Annotated in this window: 14 protein-coding genes; 7 read left to right on the top strand and 7 right to left on the bottom strand. The window is 73.3% G+C overall.

The genetic code is table 11. The features are described 5' to 3' along the window. Nucleotide 1: 1 nt before the first annotated feature. The 3 genes from otsB to LCE31_RS13280 are packed head-to-tail and all read right to left on the bottom strand — an operon-like array spanning nt 2 to nt 2,642. Entirely contained in the window at nt 2–856 is an 855-nt protein-coding gene (gene otsB, locus LCE31_RS13290) for a trehalose-phosphatase (RefSeq protein ID WP_225014432.1), read from the bottom strand. Nucleotides 857–886: 30 nt separating this feature from the next. After that, entirely contained in the window at nt 887–1,345 is a 459-nt protein-coding gene (locus tag LCE31_RS13285) for a DUF3263 domain-containing protein (RefSeq protein ID WP_225014431.1), read from the bottom strand. 10 nt (nt 1,346–1,355) lie between these two features. Further along, nucleotides 1,356–2,642 carry an ABC transporter substrate-binding protein gene (locus LCE31_RS13280; protein WP_441349411.1) on the bottom strand — a complete coding sequence of 429 codons (1,287 nt, stop codon included), beginning with the start codon at nt 2,640–2,642 and terminating at the stop codon, nt 1,356–1,358. 187 nt (nt 2,643–2,829) lie between these two features. On the opposite strand from LCE31_RS13280, the gene LCE31_RS13275 reads away from it, so the two are divergent. The 3 genes from LCE31_RS13275 to LCE31_RS13265 all read left to right on the top strand — a co-directional run bounded on the left by LCE31_RS13275 (nt 2,830) and on the right by LCE31_RS13265 (nt 6,158). Next, nucleotides 2,830–3,762: an ROK family protein gene (locus LCE31_RS13275; protein ID WP_225014430.1), complete on the top strand. Its 933-nt coding sequence runs from the start codon at nt 2,830–2,832 to the stop codon at nt 3,760–3,762. After that, nucleotides 3,762–5,009, top strand: coding sequence for an N-acetylglucosamine-6-phosphate deacetylase (gene nagA / locus LCE31_RS13270; protein WP_225014429.1), 1,248 nt, complete (start codon nt 3,762–3,764; stop codon nt 5,007–5,009). The genes LCE31_RS13275 and nagA overlap by 1 nt, the downstream gene beginning before the upstream one ends. Nucleotides 5,010–5,234: 225 nt before the next feature. Beyond that, complete coding sequence (locus LCE31_RS13265) at nt 5,235–6,158, top strand: 1-phosphofructokinase family hexose kinase (protein WP_225014428.1); 924 nt, start codon at nt 5,235–5,237, stop codon at nt 6,156–6,158. A gap of 222 nt (nt 6,159–6,380) precedes the next feature. Here the strand turns inward: LCE31_RS13265 and LCE31_RS13260 are convergent, their stop codons facing one another. Both LCE31_RS13260 and LCE31_RS41520 read right to left on the bottom strand, forming a co-directional pair. Further along, nucleotides 6,381–7,427, bottom strand: coding sequence for a carbohydrate-binding protein (locus tag LCE31_RS13260; RefSeq protein ID WP_225014427.1), 1,047 nt, complete (start codon nt 7,425–7,427; stop codon nt 6,381–6,383). A gap of 337 nt (nt 7,428–7,764) precedes the next feature. Next, a complete protein-coding gene (locus LCE31_RS41520) occupies nt 7,765–9,759 on the bottom strand; it encodes a sensor domain-containing diguanylate cyclase (protein ID WP_225014426.1) in 1,995 nt (664 codons plus the stop codon). 353 nt (nt 9,760–10,112) lie between these two features. Between LCE31_RS41520 and LCE31_RS13250 the strand changes: the two genes are divergently transcribed. Continuing rightward, complete coding sequence (locus LCE31_RS13250) at nt 10,113–10,694, top strand: flavin reductase family protein (RefSeq protein WP_225014425.1); 582 nt, start codon at nt 10,113–10,115, stop codon at nt 10,692–10,694. A 101-nt stretch (nt 10,695–10,795) separates the two neighbouring features. Here LCE31_RS13250 and arfB read toward each other — a convergent pair whose 3' ends face one another. Further along, nucleotides 10,796–11,227 carry an alternative ribosome rescue aminoacyl-tRNA hydrolase ArfB gene (gene arfB, locus LCE31_RS13245; protein ID WP_225014424.1) on the bottom strand — a complete coding sequence of 144 codons (432 nt, stop codon included), beginning with the start codon at nt 11,225–11,227 and terminating at the stop codon, nt 10,796–10,798. Between the two features lie 250 nt (nt 11,228–11,477). Between arfB and LCE31_RS13240 the strand changes: the two genes are divergently transcribed. Beyond that, nucleotides 11,478–12,053, top strand: a complete 576-nt coding sequence (locus tag LCE31_RS13240) for a TerD family protein (RefSeq protein WP_225014423.1) — start codon at nt 11,478–11,480, stop codon at nt 12,051–12,053. Between the two features lie 214 nt (nt 12,054–12,267). After that, on the top strand, nt 12,268–12,819 hold the full coding sequence (locus LCE31_RS13235; RefSeq protein ID WP_225014422.1) for a GNAT family N-acetyltransferase: 552 nt from the start codon (nt 12,268–12,270) through the stop codon (nt 12,817–12,819). Between the two features lie 43 nt (nt 12,820–12,862). Here the strand turns inward: LCE31_RS13235 and LCE31_RS13230 are convergent, their stop codons facing one another. Next, nucleotides 12,863–14,422 (bottom strand): M1 family metallopeptidase, encoded by a 1,560-nt coding sequence (locus tag LCE31_RS13230; RefSeq protein WP_225014421.1) that lies wholly within the window; start codon nt 14,420–14,422, stop codon nt 12,863–12,865. 400 nt (nt 14,423–14,822) lie between these two features. On the opposite strand from LCE31_RS13230, the gene LCE31_RS13225 reads away from it, so the two are divergent. Further along, nucleotides 14,823–16,527: MFS transporter (locus LCE31_RS13225; protein ID WP_225014420.1), on the top strand; the 1,705-nt coding region annotated here is incomplete at its 3' end.

Genomic DNA, 16,527 nt, shown 5'->3' with positions numbered 1-16,527 from the left:
CTCAGGCGCGGCGGCGCGCCAGCGCGTCGACGAGCGCGGAAAGGAACTCCACCACCCCCGACGGGTCGGACAGGCGCAGGTCGGCGCGGTCGGTGAGCGGGGCGGTCGCGGTGCCGCTGCTGACGAGGAGGCCGGGGCGGCCCTCGGCGCGCAGGGCGTCGACGGCGTCGTAGGCGGGCAGGTCGCCGAGGTCGTCGCCCGCGTACACGACCGTCCGCGCGCCGGCCTCCTGGACGTACGCGGTGAGCGCGACGCCCTTGTCCATGCCGGGCGGCCGGAGTTCCAGGACCAGGCGGCCCGGTTCGAGGAGCAGTTCGTGGCGCGTCGCCAGGTCCTTCAGCGGGGCCCGCAGGGCGGCGAAGGCGCCCTCGGGGTCGGCGGCCCTGCGCGTGTGCACGGCGAACGCCTGGCCCTTCTCCTCGGTCCACACGTCCTGCCCCGGCGCGAACCGGTCGAGAACGCCGGGGAGTTCCGCGCGGGCGGCGGCCACGCCCGGGTGCGGGGGCGGGGTGTGGAGCGCCCCGGTCGCGGCGTCCCAGCGCTCGGCGCCGTAGTGGCCGAGGACGACGAGCCGCTCAAGGCCCGGCACGTCCGCGAAGCCGCCGTACTCGACGGCGGTGGCGGCGGGGCGCCCGCTGATCACCACGACGGACGCGAGGTGCGGCGCGAGCGCGGCCAGCGCGTGCACCGCGCCGGGGTGGGCCCTGGCCTGCTCGGGGTCGGCGACGATGTCGGCGAGCGTGCCGTCGAAGTCGAGCGCGACGACCGCGTCGGCGGGGGCGGCCAGCAGTGCGGCCAGGCCCTCGGCGCCCGCGTCGGTGGCCGGCTCTGGCAGGGGGGTCGGGTTGCTGCCCATGCGCGCGAGCCTACCGGGCCGGACGGCCGCTCAGCGGGTGTCGCGGCGCGACTGGCGCACGCGGCGCAGCCGGTTGAGTGTGACGGGGTCGTACGCGGTGGCGGCCCGGTCGTCGATGAGCGCGTTCAGCACCTGGTAGTAGCGCGTGGGCGACATGCCGAGCCGCTCCCGTATCGCGCGTTCCTTGGCACCGGGCCCCGACCAGGACAGCCGCTCCAGGGCGAGCACCGCGCGGTCCCGGCCCGACAGACCGCTTCCGTCGGCACGGGCCCCGTCCTCCACCGCACTGCCGTCTCCGGCACGGGTGCCCTCCCCGGCCGCACGCCCCTCACCCGCACGGGTGCCGTCCCCTGGCGCGCCGCCGTCCCCCGCCGGGCCAGGCGGGGACGCGGAGGGCTCGGCGGGCGCGGTCGGCTCAGGGGGCTCGGCGGGCGAGGTGGGCTCTGCGGGCACGGTCGGCTCGGGGGGCCGAGGGGCGTCGGTCGGCATCGGTGCCAGGCTACTTCGCGGCAGCCCCGCCCGAGTCGGCCGCGTCCGCCGCGTTCGCGTCCTTGGAGATCCTCGCCAGGATCTGCTGCGGGCTCCGCCCGGGCTCGACCGCCTGGCCGATGTTCTTCTTGATCGACCCGCTCACCTCGGACCACGAGCTCTTGTCGAAGGGGTACAGCTCCGAGGAGCCGAGCGCGTTCTGGAACTGCCGCAGGTCGCCGGTGCTCCGGTCCGCGGCCATCGCGTTGTTCGCGGAGTAGGTGACGGGCAGCAGGTCGTAGCGCTTGACGAAGTCCATGACGTTCTTGTCGTTGTAGACGTAGTCGAGGAAGTCGCCGATCTGGCCCGCGTGGCCGTTCTGCTTGAACGCCATCATCCAGTCGGCCACGCCCATGGACGCCTTGGCCTTCCCGTTCTTGCCGGGCATGGGCACCATGCCGAAGTCGACGTGGGCCTTGCGGGCGTCGTCCATCAGCGTCGGGTGCCCGTTGAGCATGCCGACCTTGCCCTCGGTGAACTCCTTGAACGCCTCGGTACGGTCCAGCTTGCCGGGCGCGACGGGCCCCGTGAGGCCCTTGCCGACCAGGTTCTTCTGGAGCCAGTCGAAGGTGTCGACGTTCGCGGCGGAGTCGATGCTGTACGAGTCGTCGTCGCTGCTCGTGTAGCCACCGCCCCCGCTGAGCAGCCACATCATCGTCTCGGCCTGCGACTCCTCGGTGCCCAGGGGCAGGGCGAACGGTACGGACACCCCCTCGGACTTGAGCGCCTTCGCGTCGCTCTCGATGTCGTCCCAGTCCTTCGGCGCGTCGAGCCCGGCCTGGTCGAACAGCTTCCGGTTGTAGAACAGCAGCCGCGTGGAGGCCGCGAACGGCAGCCCGTACTGGGTGTCGTTCACCTTGCCCGCGTCGGCGAGTTGGCTGACGAACCCTGACTGGACGGGGACGCTCAGGAGCTGGTCGGCGCTGTAGAGCTTGCCCTGCTCCGCGTAGTTCGCGTACGAGCCGACCTGGGCCATGTCGGGCGCCCTGCCCTGCTTGACCATGGTCGCCACGTCCGAGTCGACCGTCTTCCAGGAGCGGACGTCGACATCGACCTTGATCTTCGGATGGGACTTCTCGAACTCCGACGCGAGCTCCTTCCAGTAAATGCTGGAGGACGTCTGCGGGCTGTTGCCGTAGTCCGCCGCGACGAGTCTGATCGTCGTCCGACCCGAACCGGTCGCCCCGCCGCAGCCCGCGAGCGCCGTGGTGCCCATGACGGCTATGGCCGTGGTGATGCCGAGATAGCGGTGCCGCACTGGTCCTCTTCCCGCCTTCCGCCCGCCATCTGGCGGGAACTCGATGGTCGAACCGCGATTTTGTCTTGTTCGAACGTTTGAGTCCAGGCGACGAACAAATGACCCAGTGGCGGCACGGGGGTGAAGGCGGCAAAGATCACGGGGAGTGGACTAGACCTCTCCAGGGTGTACGCGCGAGACTGTCCCCGTGAAACACGTCATCGCCCTCGATGTGGGCGGCACCGGCATGAAGGCCGCCCTCGTGGGGGCGGACGGCGAGCTGCTGCACGAGGCCCGCCGGCCGACCGGCCGGGAGCGCGGCCCCGAGGCCGTGGTCGAGGCGATCGCCGGCTTCGCCGCCGAGCTGTACGCGTACGGCGCCGAGCGGTTCGGCGAGGGCGCGCGCGCCGCGGGCGTCGCCGTCCCCGGCGTGGTCGACACCGAGCGCGGCATCGCCGTCTACGCCGCGAACCTGGGCTGGCGGGACGTGCCGCTGCGCGCCCTGATCGGCGAGCGGCTCGGTTCCATCCCCGTCGCGCTGGGCCACGACGTACGCACCGGCGGCCTCGCGGAGGGCCGTCTCGGTGCGGGCCGCGGCTCGGACCGGTTCCTCTTCATGCCCATCGGTACGGGCATCGCGGGCGCCATCGGCATCGACGGGGCCATCGAGGCGGGCGCGCACGGCATAGCGGGCGAGGTCGGCCACATCGTCGTGCGGCCCGGCGGCCCGCAGTGCAACTGCGGGCAGTACGGCTGCATGGAGATGTACGGCTCGGCCAGCGCGGTGACCCGCGCCTGGGCGGCGGCGAGCGGCGACCCGGAGGCGGACGCGGCGGACTGCGCCAAGGCCGTGGCATCAGGGGACGCCGCGGCGATCGAGGTGTGGCGGGACGCGGTCGACGCGCTGGCCGCGGGACTCGTCACCGCGCTGACCCTGCTCGACCCGCGCACGCTGATCATCGGCGGCGGGCTCGCCGAGGCGGGCGACACCCTCTTCGAACCGCTGCGGGCCGCGATCGCGGCGAAGGTCACCTTCCAGAAACTGCCCACCATCGTTCCGGCCACGCTCGGCGACACCGCCGGGTGCCTCGGGGCCGGCCTGCTCGCCTGGGACCTACTCGCCACGGAGGTAAGCGCCTGATGGCCGCCGCATCATCCACGCCCCCGGTTTCCGCCGCGCCGGCGCCCGCCGCGACGGCCGTTCCGGCCACGACCACGAGCGGGTTCTCCGGCGCCGCCGGTGCCGCCACGTGCACGGTGCTGACCGGCGGCCGGGTCGTCCTGCCGACCGGCGTCGTGGAGGGCGGCCGGGTGATCGTCTCGGGCGGGCGGATCGCCGGGTCCGCGCCCGACGGCGCCGCCGAGATCGACCTCTCGGGGCACTGGGTCGTGCCCGGCTTCGTGGACCTGCACAACCACGGCGGCGGCGGCGCGTCCTTCACGTCCGGCACACCGGAAGAGGTCCTGAAGGGCGTCCGTACGCACCGGGAGCACGGCACCACGACCGTCGTCGCCTCCACCGTGACCGGGGAACTCGACTTCCTCGCGCGGCGCGCGGGTCTGCTCTCGGAACTGGTCGAGCAGGGCGACCTCGCGGGGCTGCACTTCGAGGGCCCGTTCATCTCCCCCTGCCGCAAGGGCGCGCACAGCGAGGCGCTGCTGCGCGACCCGGACCCGGCGGACGTGCTCGCGCTGGTGAAGGCCGCGCGCGGCACCGCGAAGATGGTGACCCTCGCGGCCGAACTGCCCGGCGGCCTCGACTCCGTACGGCTGCTCGCGGACCACGGTGTGATCGCGGCGCTCGGGCACACCGACGCGACGTACGAGCAGACGGTGGAGGCGATCGACGCGGGCGCGACGGTCGCGACGCACCTGTTCAACGCGATGCCGCCGCTCGGCCACCGGGTGCCGGGGCCGGTCGCGGCGCTGCTCCAGGACGAGCGCGTCACGGTCGAACTGATCAACGACGGCACGCACCTGCACCCGGCGATGCTGGAGCTCGCGCTGCGCGCCGCCGGCGCCTCCCGTACGGCGTTCATCACGGACGCGATGGACGCGGCGGGCTTCGGAGACGGCGTGTACGCGCTCGGCCCGCTGGAGGTCGAGGTGCGGGACGGCGTGGCGCGCGTCGTGGAGAACGGCTCGATCGCGGGCTCCACGCTGACGCTCGACACCGCGTTCAAGCGCGCCGCGACGGTCGACCGGATGCCGGTGGAGGACATCGTCCGGGCGATCTCCGCCAACCCCGCGCGCCTGCTGGGCCTCGCCGACCGGGTGGGTTCCCTGGAGCCGGGCAAGGACGCGGACGTCGTCGTCCTGGACGCGGACTTCACGCTGAAGGGCGTGCTGCACAAGGGCACCTGGGTCATCGACCCGCGCACGGCGTGAGACCGCCCGCGCCTCACGCGACGAGCGGCGTGCGGCGGCGGCACACGGCCTGAAGCGGCCCACGCACGGCCTGATACGGCCCGTACGCGCCGCCCGGATGCCCGCGGGGCGGACGCCCTCTAGGCCGGGGCCCTCTCGTTTGGCATGATCGACTGTGCCGGTCCGCCGACGCGGAACGGCGGACGGCGGTCGACGGACGGCTGCTCGGACGAGGGAGGGTGCGGGGTGATCCTCACGGTCACGCTCAACGCCGCCCTCGACCTGACATACCGCACCTCCTCACTCGTGCCGTACGCCACGCACCGGGTCGCCGAGGTGGTGGAGCGGCCGGGCGGCAAGGGCGTCAACGTGGCGCGGGTGCTGTCGGCGCTCGGGCACTCCACCGTGGTCACCGGGTTCCTCGGCGGCAGGACGGGCGAGGACATACGGGAGCTGCTGGCGCGCCTGTCGCCGCGTGTCGTGGACGCGTTCGTGCCGGTCGCGGAGGTGAGCCGGCGCACCGTCGCCGTGACGGACGAACGAGGCGGCGACACGACCCAGTTCAACGAGCCGGGCCCGCTCGTGTCCGCCGATGAGTGGCGCGCCTTCACCGAGGCGTACGAGGGCCTGCTGGACGGCGCGGACGCCGTGGCGCTCTGCGGCAGCCTGCCGCCCGGGGTGCACGTCGGCGCGTACGCGGAACTCGTGCGGCGCGCCCGCGCCGCCGGAGTGCCGGTCCTCCTCGACACCAGCGGCGAACCCCTGCGCAGGGGCGTCCCCCCCCGGCCCGACCTCGTGAAGCCCAACGCCGAGGAGCTCGCCCTGCTGACCGGCGCGCGCGAACCGCTGCGGGCCGCCGGGGACGCGCGCCGCCGCGGCGCGCGCTCCGTCGTCGCCTCCCTCGGCCCCGAGGGGCTGCTGGCCGTGACCCCTGAGGGCACCTGGCGGGCCCGGCCGCCCGCCGCTGCGCGCGGCAACCCGACGGGAGCCGGCGACTCCGCCGTCGCGGGGCTGCTCTCGGGACTGGTCGAGGACCTGCCGTGGCCGGCCAGACTGGGCCGCGCGGTCGCGCTCTCGACGGCGACCGTGCTGGCCTCGGCGGCGGGCGAGTTCGACCCCGTCTCCTACGACGAGCTGCTGCCGCGCGTCGCGATCACCGAAACCACCTGAGCCGTCCGGGCACGCGAGGAGATTTTTCCCCCGGTCGGTGGGCTGATCGGCTCCGCCATCGCCGCGGGGCGCGGCGTCGCCGCCTACACCGCACCGACGGCCCATCGGGAGACCGTCGGCCCCCGGAAATACCTCGTCCCGGCCCGCGCGGCGGGGGCCGGGACGGTGGCAGGCTTCCTGCGGGCCGTCAGCGGGTGACGCCGCCTCGGGCCGTCAGGGTCGTCAGCGGGTGACGTTGCCCGCCTTCAGGGAGACCTGGTCGAGGTTGACCCCGCACTGGTCGCCCTGCTCGCAGGAGATCTTTATCGTGTTGGAACCCTTCTTGAGGGTGATCCAGGAGTACGTCGTGGTCCAGCCCTTGTCCGCCGCGCCCGCCGGGGCGCCCGCGAAGTTCTTCATGCTGATCGACCGGCGGTCCTGGTCGTTCACGAACAGCGACATCTTCGCGTCCTTGCCGGGCACGCCGTAGTTCGCGAAGAGCGTGTAGTCGCCCGCCTTCGGCACGCTGACCGTCCAGGTCGCGGAGGCACCGGCGCTCGGCATCGTGACATACACCCCGCCCTTGGCCTGGGCGCCCGGCACGTCGGTGGCGGTAGCGGCCGGCGCTCCGAGCTGCAGCGCGGAGGCGTCCTGCTCGGGCAGCGCGCCGTCGGCGCCCGTGCTGGCCGAGGGGTTGCCCGAGGGCTGCTGGGAGGCGCCGGCGTTCGGCGAGTTCGAGGAGCCGCCGCCCGCCTGGTCGTTCTTGGCGTCCCCGCCGCCGCTCGTCATGAGCGCGACGGTGATGCCGATCACCACGGCGGCGACGACCGCGACGGCGGCGATCAGCAGGCCCCGGGTGTTGGGGCCGCCGCTCCGGCCGCCCCGCTGCCCCTGCCCCGGCGGGCGGCCCGGCGGGCCCTGGCGCACCGGGCCGCCCACGGCCTGGGTCTCCGGCGCCGCGTAGTGCGGGTTGGGCTGGTCGTAGCCGCCCTGCTGCTGACCGTAGGGCGCCTGGGGCGACGGAGGGCCGTACGCGCCCTGCGGGCCCGGCTGCGCGTACTGGCCCTGCGGCGGCACCTGCTGCTGCGGGCCGCCGTACTGGCGCTCGCCCACGGTCCTGACCTGGTTGTAGGACGTTCTGGGCACGCCGGGCTGCGCCGCGGGGCCGGGGTAGCCGTAGCCGCCCTGCCGCCGCTGCTGGGCACCGCCCGACTGCTGCCCGTCGGCATACAGATAGCCGAAGGGGTCGTCGTCCTCGGGTGTGCTCGCGCCGTCGTTCCCGGCCGTCATCCCTGGGTCACTCCTCTACCATCTCGTCAGCGTCGCCGACCGGGCGAGCCTACCTCGTACACCTGAGCCCCAGAACGGCACTGGACCGGGCGGACACGGGCCCCGAGCGTCTTCCGCCTCATCAACGGGCGCCCGGCGGACGGCCGGAAACGCACGTGGCAGGCCGAGGTGAACCCAGGGTGAACAATGTCTCGCCGGGCGATCCGGGACCGTCAGGATTCGGCCACACCTCCGGGGGCGGGCGCAGGGCCCCGCCGACCGAGGCGAGGTCCCACCGCTCGACGCGAGGCCCGTCGCCCGGCTCTGGTCCAGCCCCTCGCCCCACCTGCGCCGCCGCTCAGCCCGCCCTGCGGCTCACCTTGCTGCGGGACCGCTTCTCCAGGTACATCCGCTGGTCGGCCGACTTCAGCACCTCCTCCACGGTCATCCCGCAGCTCGCCCAGCCGATGCCGAAGCTCGCGCCGACGCGGACGGCCCTGCCGTCCACCCGGATGGGCGGGATGATCGCGTTGCGCAGGCGGACCGCCAGGTCGGAGGCGTCTCCCGGGCCGAGCCCGTCGGCGAGCACCACGAACTCGTCGCCGCCGAGGCGCGCGACGGTGTCGCCGTCCCGCACCCCCGTGGCCAGCCGCCGGGCGACCTCGATCAGCACGGCGTCGCCGGTGTTGTGGCCGAATCTGTCGTTGATCGACTTGAAGCCGTCCAGGTCGCAGAAGAGCACGGCAAGCCCCTTGGCGCCCTCGCCCGCCTGGCCCTCGTCGGGCGCGACGACATGCACGTGGTGGTCGTACGCGCTCCCGCCCGGCAGGCCGTGCCCGCCCTGCCCGCCGGGGAGGAAGCCGCCGAAAGCGCCTCCGCGCTCGCCGGTGCGCTCCTCGTAGGAGTCCTGGCTCGCCTCGTAGCCGTCGTAGGCGATCTCGTACGCGCTGTCGTCGTGCGACCCGTTCTCGTACGTTCCGCTCTCGTACGGCCGGCTCTCATACGGCTGGTTCTCATACGGTCCGCTCTCGTACGGACCGTTCTCATACGACTCGTTCGCGTAGGGCCCGCTCTCGTAGGGTCCGTCCCCGTACGCGCTGTTCGCGTCCGTCGCGCTCCCGTACGCCAGGGGCTCGTAGGGCCCGCCCTGGTACGGAACGGTCCCGTACCCGCCGGCGGGCGCTTCGTAGGCGCCGCCGGTGCCGCCGTCGTACCCGCCGAACGCCGCGTCCAGCTGCTCGACGGCCGTCGTCGCGCGCGAGGCGCCGGGCCGGGAGCAGATGCGGGCGCTGAGCCGGGCGCGCAGTTCGGCGCTGTTGGGCAGGCCGGTCAGCGAGTCGTGCGAGGCGCGGTGCGCGAGCTGGAGCTCGTGGCTCTTGCGCTCCTCTATGTCCTCGACGTGCGTGAGCAGGAAGCGGGGCCCGTCGGTGGTGTCGGCGACGACGGAGTTGCGCAGGGACACCCAGACGTACGAGCCGTCGCGGCGGGCGAGCCGCAGCTCCGCGCGGCCCCCCTCGGCCGAGGTGCGCAGCAGGGTCCCGATGTCCTCGGGGTGGACGAGGTCGGCGAACGAGTACCGGCGCATCGCGGACGCGGGCCTGCCCAGCAGGCGGCACAGCGCGTCGTTGGTCCGCAGCAGCCTGCCGCGCTGGTCGCCGCCCATCTCGGCGATGGCCATCCCGCTCGGCGCGTACTCGAACGCCTGCCGGAACGACTCCTCGCTGGCGCGCAGCGCCTGCTGCTCGCGTTCGAGCCGGACGAGGGCGCGCTGCATGTTGGCGCGCAGGCGGGCGTTGCTGATCGCGAAGGCCGACTGCGACGCGTACATCTGAAGGGCCTCACGGCCCCAGGTGCCGGGCTTGCGGCCACCGCGGGGCCGGTCGACGGATATGACGCCGAGCAGCTCGCTGCCGCCGCCCGTGGACGCGTACATCGGCGCGTAGAGGCGGTCCTGCGGGTGCCATTCGTCCGCGAAGCGGGGCTCGGGGCCCTCCGTGTACCACTGCGGCACGTCGTCGTCGAGGAGGACCCAGCCCTCCGCGTGCGGGATGAAGCGGAGGGTGCCCCAGGACTCGCCCATGTTGAGGCGGCGCTCCCAGGACGTACGGGAGCCGACGCGGCCCGCGATCAGCGCCTCGGCCGCCGCGGACCCGGCGAACGCGGCGACCACGAGGTCACCGTCGGCCTGCACGACGTTGACGCACGCCAGCTCGTACCCGAGGCCGGTGACGACGCCGTCGGCGACGGTCTGCAACGTGTCTGCCAGGCTCCGGGCAGTGTTGAGCTCCGCGACGGCCTGATGCAGCTGCCGCATGGTCGCAAGGCGGACATAGGGCTCCGACTCGGTCTCCATCGCTCGCTCTCCCTGAGACCTCGACAGCAACTCCAGGATTCTGATCGGCTCTCGCGTTGCGCTGTTCCCTTCACTGAATCACAGCGAGCTGTTCAGCCGGTACACAGGGTCAGCGATTAGTGAGCTCTGTGAGTCAAGTCACATCAAATGATGAACGATCGGGACGAGGCTCCGAGAGCGCTCCCTGAACCTTTTGAATACGGTTCAACCCCGGAGAGGGGTTCGTGCTCCCGGCTCCCGCCCCACGGCCCCGATCGCTCCGGACCGACCTGGGGCTTAGACCTGGGGCCTAGGTCCTGGCTGGTCCCCTGGCCCGATGCGGACCGGCGGCACCGCCGGTTAGCGTCCGTGGCGTGCACCAGACGACCGCGGCGTCCGCCGTCCCCCCGACCTCCGTCCCGCGCGACGTCCCCCATGCTGAGGGGGTGAGCAACGACGAGTTCCGTGGCGCGATGGCCCGGCTGGCCGCGGGTGTGGTGCTGGTGACGGCCCGCGAGGCGCCCCTGTCCGAGGACGGCCCGCAGGGCGAGGACGCGGGCATGACGGCCACGTCGTTCCTGTCCGTGTCGCTGGACCCCCCGCTCGTCCTGGTGAGCGTGCGGACCGGCTCCCGCATGGACGACCTGCTGGAGGAGCAGCCGCTGTGGGCCGCTTCGCTGCTGACCGAGAGCCAGCGGCACATCGCGGGCCGGTTCGCGATGAAGGGGCGGCTGAGCGACCGGCTGCTGTTCGAGGACGTCCCGTACCGCAGGGGCGAGGTGACCGACGCGCCGCTGGTGCGCGGGTCGCTGGCGACCCTGGAGTGCCGGACCGAGCAACGGGTGGCGGCCGGCGACCACACCCTGGTGATCGGGCGGGTACTGACCGCGGAGCTGCCCGCTGCGGAGGGCGGCCCGCTGACGTACTTCAGGGGCCGCTACCGCCGACTCGACTGACGGGCCGCCTATTCTACTGACGGGTCGCCGGCTCGGCCGACGGGCTGCCGGCCGGTGAAGGCCCGGAGGGCCTGCCGTGGGCCGGGGCCCGTCCCGGGCGGCTACCAGTCGCGGCCGGAGCGGCCCTTCTTCGTCTCCGCGCGGCGCTTCTTCTCCCGCAGACGGCGCTCGTTGATGCCGCGCGGGACCTTCGACGCCCGCCGCGCGCGCGGCGGCGGCGCCGTCGCCTCGGCGAGCAGCGAGGCCAGCCGTACGGCCGCCGTCTCACGGTTGCGCCACTGGGAGCGGTGCTCCGACGCCCGTACGGCGATCACGCCCCCGTCGACCAGCCGGCCCGCGAGCCGCTCCAGCGCGCGCTCCTGCCACACCGGTGGCAGGGCCTTGGTGTTCGCCAGGTCGAAGCGCAGCTCCACCTGCGAGTCCGTCGTGTTGACATGCTGTCCGCCGGGCCCCGACGAACGGGAGAAACGCCACATCAGCTCGGCCTCCGGCAGGGAGACCGAACCTCGGATGACATACGGCGGCCCGGACATGCCTCCATGTTCTCGCGTCCCCGTCCGGCCGTCATCCCGTTTTGCCACCCGGCCGGACGCCCCCGAGTCCGGGTGTCCGGCGCATCAGGGGTTCCGGTATCCGGCGCATCACGGGTTCCGGTATCCGGCACATCAGGGCTCGGTAAAGAAAGTAAAGCCGATGGAACCCGGCACTCCCCTGGTCGCGTTGTAGGGGGTGGCGGTAGCTTCCGAACCGTCAACGGCGTTCGCAACGAAAGGGACAATTCCCATGGCTGTAAGCCTGTCCAAGGGCGGCAACATCTCGCTCACCAAGGAGGCCCCCGGCCTCACCGCCGTCACGGTCGGCCTCGGCTGGGACGTCCGCACCACGACCGGCAAGGACTTCGACCTCGACGCCTCCGCCATCGCGGTGAAGGCGGACGGCAAGGTCGTGTCGGACGGCCACTTCGTCTTCTTCAACAACAAGAACGCCCCCGACCAGTCCATCGTCCACACCGGTGACAACGTCACCGGCCAGGGCGAGGGCGACGACGAGCAGATCAACGTCGACCTGACGGCCCTGCCCGCCGACTGCGACAAGGTCGTCTTCCCCGTCTCCATCTACGATGCGGACAGCCGCCAGCAGAACTTCGGCCAGGTGCGCAACGCGTACATCCGCGTCGTCAACCAGGCAGGCGGCGCCGAGATCGCCCGTTACGACCTGAGCGAGGACGCGGCGACGGAGACCGCCATGGTCTTCGGCGAGCTGTACCGCAACGGCGCCGAGTGGAAGTTCCGCGCAGTGGGCCAGGGTTACGCCTCCGGTCTCGTCGGCATCGCGACCGACTTCGGCGTCAACCTCTGAACACACGGCCAGGCGTGAGCGTGGGGGCCCCCCCCCCCCCCGGCCCCCCCCCGGGGGGGGCCCGGGGGGGGGGGGGACCCCCGGGGGGGCCCCCCCCCCCCCGGCCCCGGGCCGGGGGCCCCCCCCCCCCCCGGGGGCCCCACCCTCACACCCCCCGCCCGGGGGGGGGGGGGGGCCCCGCCCCGGGGGGGCCCCCCGCGCGTACGCTGCCCTGATGATCGTCGAACCACTGGGGCCGACCGACGGCGACCTGCCCGGTCCCGTGCTCACCGAGCTGGCCGCGCTGTACACGTCCGACCACGCGTTCCAGCAGCTCAGCGGCGAGTTCTCGAATCCAGGGGCGGTTCGCCCCGAAGAGGTCGCGGCCTCGCTCGCCGACGACCTCGCCCACCCGGGGGCCGAGGTCCTGCTCGCCCGCTCGATGGGCCGGCTCGTCGCCGTGGCCGTCACTCTCGAACACCACCCGGGCCCCCTCCGCACCACCGCGCCCGATCCGGCGCCCGCGTCCGATCCCGACCCGTGGATCGCGCTCCTGATGGTCCATGGGGAACGCAGGCGGGCGGGTTATGGACGGCGGCTCGCGGACGTCGTCGAGCAGCGGTTCCGGGACGCGGGCCGCGCGGGCGTGCGCGCGGAGGTGCTGGAGGGCAACGCGATGGGCCTCGCCTTCTGGACCGCCCTCGGCTACGAGGAGACCGGCCGCCGGCCCGACCGCCGTCTCGGCAGGCCCGCCGTCGTACTCCGCAAGGACCTGTCGCGGACCTGAGCCCCCGGGACCCCGGGAGGCACGGCCGCTGTCGCCTCCCGGCCTAGAGTTCCGGTTTCCGCGTGCCGTACAGCCAGGTCCGCCACACCTCCGCGGCCAGCCGCCGCCCCCGGGGGCCCGCCTCCTTCTGCGCGTAGGCCAGGAAGTCCGCCGTGGAGGCGTTCCCGTAGCGGTGCGTGCGCGGCCAGCCCCGGAGGATGCGGAAGAACGCGGTATCACCGACGACTTCACGTACCCGCTGGAGCACCATCGCGCCGCGCCCGTACACGGGTGAGCCCGAGATGTCGGCCGCCTTCGGCGGATCGGCGGGCGAGAACGCCCAGTTGTCCCGGTCCTTGTACGCGGCGGCGAAGCTGTGCGCGAGCGGCACCCGGTCCTTGCCCGTACGGCTGTCGGCCCAGAGCCACTCGCCGTACGTGGCGAAGCCCTCGTTGAGCCACATGTCCCGCCAGGTCGCGGGCGTCACGGCGTCCCCGTACCACTGGTGCGCCATCTCATGCACGAAGGTGGAGGTCGCGCTCGCACCCGGCAGGAAGGGCCGGTTCTGCGTCTCCAGGGCGTATCCGGCCTGGCCCTGCCGTCCGATGATCACGCCGGTCGAGGAGAACGGGAACGGGCCGAACGTCTTCTCCTCCCAGGCCATGATCCCGGGCAGTGCGTCCAGCAGCCGCTTGCCCTTCGCCGCCGAGTCCGGGTCGGTGGCCGTGTAGACGGCGATGGGTCGGCCGCCGGGCGAGGTACCCGTACGCGCGGGGAGCAGCGTCCGCCGGGTCTCGTAGGGACCGATCTCGAGCGTCGCGAGGTACGTCGCCATCGGCTGCGCGACGCGCCAGGCGTACGTGGCGGTCCCGGCGCCCCTCTCCGTAGCACCCGTAGCGCCCGTAGCACCGCTTTCGCCCGCGCTCGTACCGGCGCCCGCGCTCGTACCGGCGCCCGCACCGGCACCGGCGCCCCCGCCCGCCGGGGAATGGCGCACGGAGCGCAGCTCCCCGTTGGAGACCGCCGTGAGCGACGAGGGGACGGTGACGGTGATGTCGTACGTCGCCTTGTCGCCCGGCCGGTTGTCGGACGGGAACCACGCCATGGACCCGGTGGGCTCGCCCAGCGCCGCGACCCGCCTGCCGCCGTCGGAGACGAGCCAGCCCTCCCTGGACCCGTCGGGGTCGGTGAGGGTACGGGGCACACCCGCGTAATGGACGACGGCGCGGAAGACATGGCCGCGCCGCAGATCGCGCCGGGGCCGCAGCGTCAGCTCGGCCCGGGACCGGGCCACTCCCGCGGCGGACCCGTCGACGGTGGCGGAGGAAACGTTCATGCCCGCGAGGTCGAGGTTGAAGGCGCTGAGGTCCTGGGTGGCGCGCGCCGTGATCACGGCCGTGCCGGTGAGACGGCCGTCGCCGGGGGTGTAGGCGAGGGTGAGGCCGTAGTGCAGGGCGTCGTAGCCGCCGTTGCCGAGACCGGTGAAGTACGGGTCCCCGACCCCCGACGTGCCGGGGCGTGCGCCGGCGTGCGCCTCGGTGCAGCCCGAGAGGGCGAGGGTGGCCGCGAGGACGGTCGCGGCGCCGCGGGCGGTGGCGGCCGCAGCACGTCTTCGGGTGATCACGGGCCGATCGTAAGCGGGACCACGAGCCTCCGACAGCTCCCGGGACGGACGCGGCGCGGCGCGGCGTCCGGCGTGCAGGGGGGTCCGCCCGGCCACCGACGGCGACGGCGGTGGCGGCGGTGGCGGTGGCGGTGGCGGTGGCGACGGTGGCGGTGGCGGCCGGAGCCTTTGCCTTTCAGCTCGCTCGGCTCCCATCTGCCACGCCACTGAGCTCGCTCCCGTAACTTCGCCAAGTTACTTTGCCAAGTTACTTGTCTAAGTCGTACAGTGGTTGTCATGACCGCCACCCCGAGGCGGATGCGACGGCCCGCCCGACCGGGTGGGCCCCCGGCCAGGTGGGTTCGGTCGGTCCGGTCGGCCCGCTCGGCCGGGTCCGTCGCGGTCGAGGGAGAGGAGCGACATGGCATCCGGCACACCCGACAACACCGGTGGCGGTGGCGAGCGGAAGGCGGCAAATACGGCGCGGGCCGGGTCAGGGACCGGGCCGGCGGCCGAGTCGGCAAATGAATCCGCGGGTGCCCTGCGCGCGGCGGGGCGGCGGGCCTTCGGCTGGCGTTTCGTGACCCCGCTGTTCGTCGGCTCCGCGCTCAACCCCGTCAACAGCTCCATCATCGCCACCGCGCTGGTGCCGATCGCCACGGCCCTGCACGTGTCGGTGGGCAGCACCGCGGTGCTGGTCTCCGCGCTCTATCTGGCCAGCGCGGTCGCACAGCCGACCGCGGGCAAGCTCGCCGAGGAGTTCGGGCCGCGGCGGGTGTTCCTCGCCGGGATACTCCTCGTCCTGCTGGGCGGTGTGGTCGGCGGGTTCGGACAGAACCTGACGATGCTCCTCGTGGCGCGGGTACTGATAGGCATCGGCACCTCGGCGGGCTACCCGTCCGCGATGGTCCTCATCCGAGGCCGCGCGTCCGCGGCGGGGCTCGGCTCGCCGCCGGGCGGGGTGCTCGGCGGCCTCGCCATCGCGGGCATGGCCACGGCCGCGATCGGACCGCCGATCGGCGGGCTGCTTGTGGGCTGGGCCGGCTGGCACGCGGCGTTCCTGATCAACATCCCGCTGGCCCTGGTGGCGCTCGCGATGACCGTGTTCTGGGTTCCGCGCGACCAAGGGGCCGGGAGCGGTGGGCCCCGGCGCGGCGTCCGGGAGATCGCGGGCCGCGTCGACCTCGCCGGGATCGTCGGTTTCGCCGGCATGATGATCGCGCTGCTGGTGTTCGTGATGGCGCTCCCCGCCGTCAACTGGATCGCGCTCGTGCTGGTCGTCGTCCTCGGCGTACCGCTGGTGTGGTGGGAACTGCGGGCGGCCACGCCGTTCTTCGACCTCCGTGGACTGGCCGCCAACGGCGCGCTCCTGCGCACGTATCTGCGGTCCGCGCTGACACTGCTCGGTGTGTACACCGTGATGTACGGGCTCACCCAGTGGCTTGAGGCCGGGCGCGGCATGTCCACGCAGGAGGCCGGGCTGTTCCTGGTGCCGATGGGTGTGATGTCCGCGGTGATCTCACGCCCGCTGTCGCGGCGCAACCTCGTGCGCGGGCCGCTCCTCGCCGCGGCCGTGTCAATGCTCGTCGCCTCGTCGGGGATCATATTCCTGTCGCACAGCAGCCCTGTGGTGCTGATCATCGTGGTGTCGCTGCTGTTCGGTGTCGTGACGGGTACGACGACGGTCGGCAACCAGACGGCCCTGTACACGCAGTCGCCCGCCGCACAGATAGGCACGGCGTCCGGCCTGCTCCGTACATTCGGCTACCTCGGCTCGATCGCCTCGGCCACCATCACGGGCACGGTCTTCAAGCACAGCGTCACCGACCACGGCCTGCACACGGTCGCACTCGTCCTGGTCGCGGCAGGCGCGGTGGTGCTGGTGATGACCGTGCTCGACCGCCGCCTGAGGCCGGGACGGTCCGCGGAGACGGACACGGGTGCGGGTACGGGTACGGGTGTGGGTGCGGGTACGAGCACGGGCACAGGTGTAGGTGCAGGTACGAGCATGGACACGGGTACGGGCACGGGGAAGCAGCCGTTGGAGCCGGGAAGCCGGGGGAACCACGGGAGCCATGTGGGCCACCGGGGCCCGGGTGGAGCCGGTGGGGCTGGGGGAGTTGGTG

It is taken from the genome of Streptomyces sp. 8L, assembly GCF_020176795.1.
Taxonomy (GTDB): Bacteria; Actinomycetota; Actinomycetes; order Streptomycetales; family Streptomycetaceae; genus Streptomyces.
Note: the sequence above shows the minus strand (reverse complement) of the source record. Positions and strands in the feature narration are given on the sequence as shown.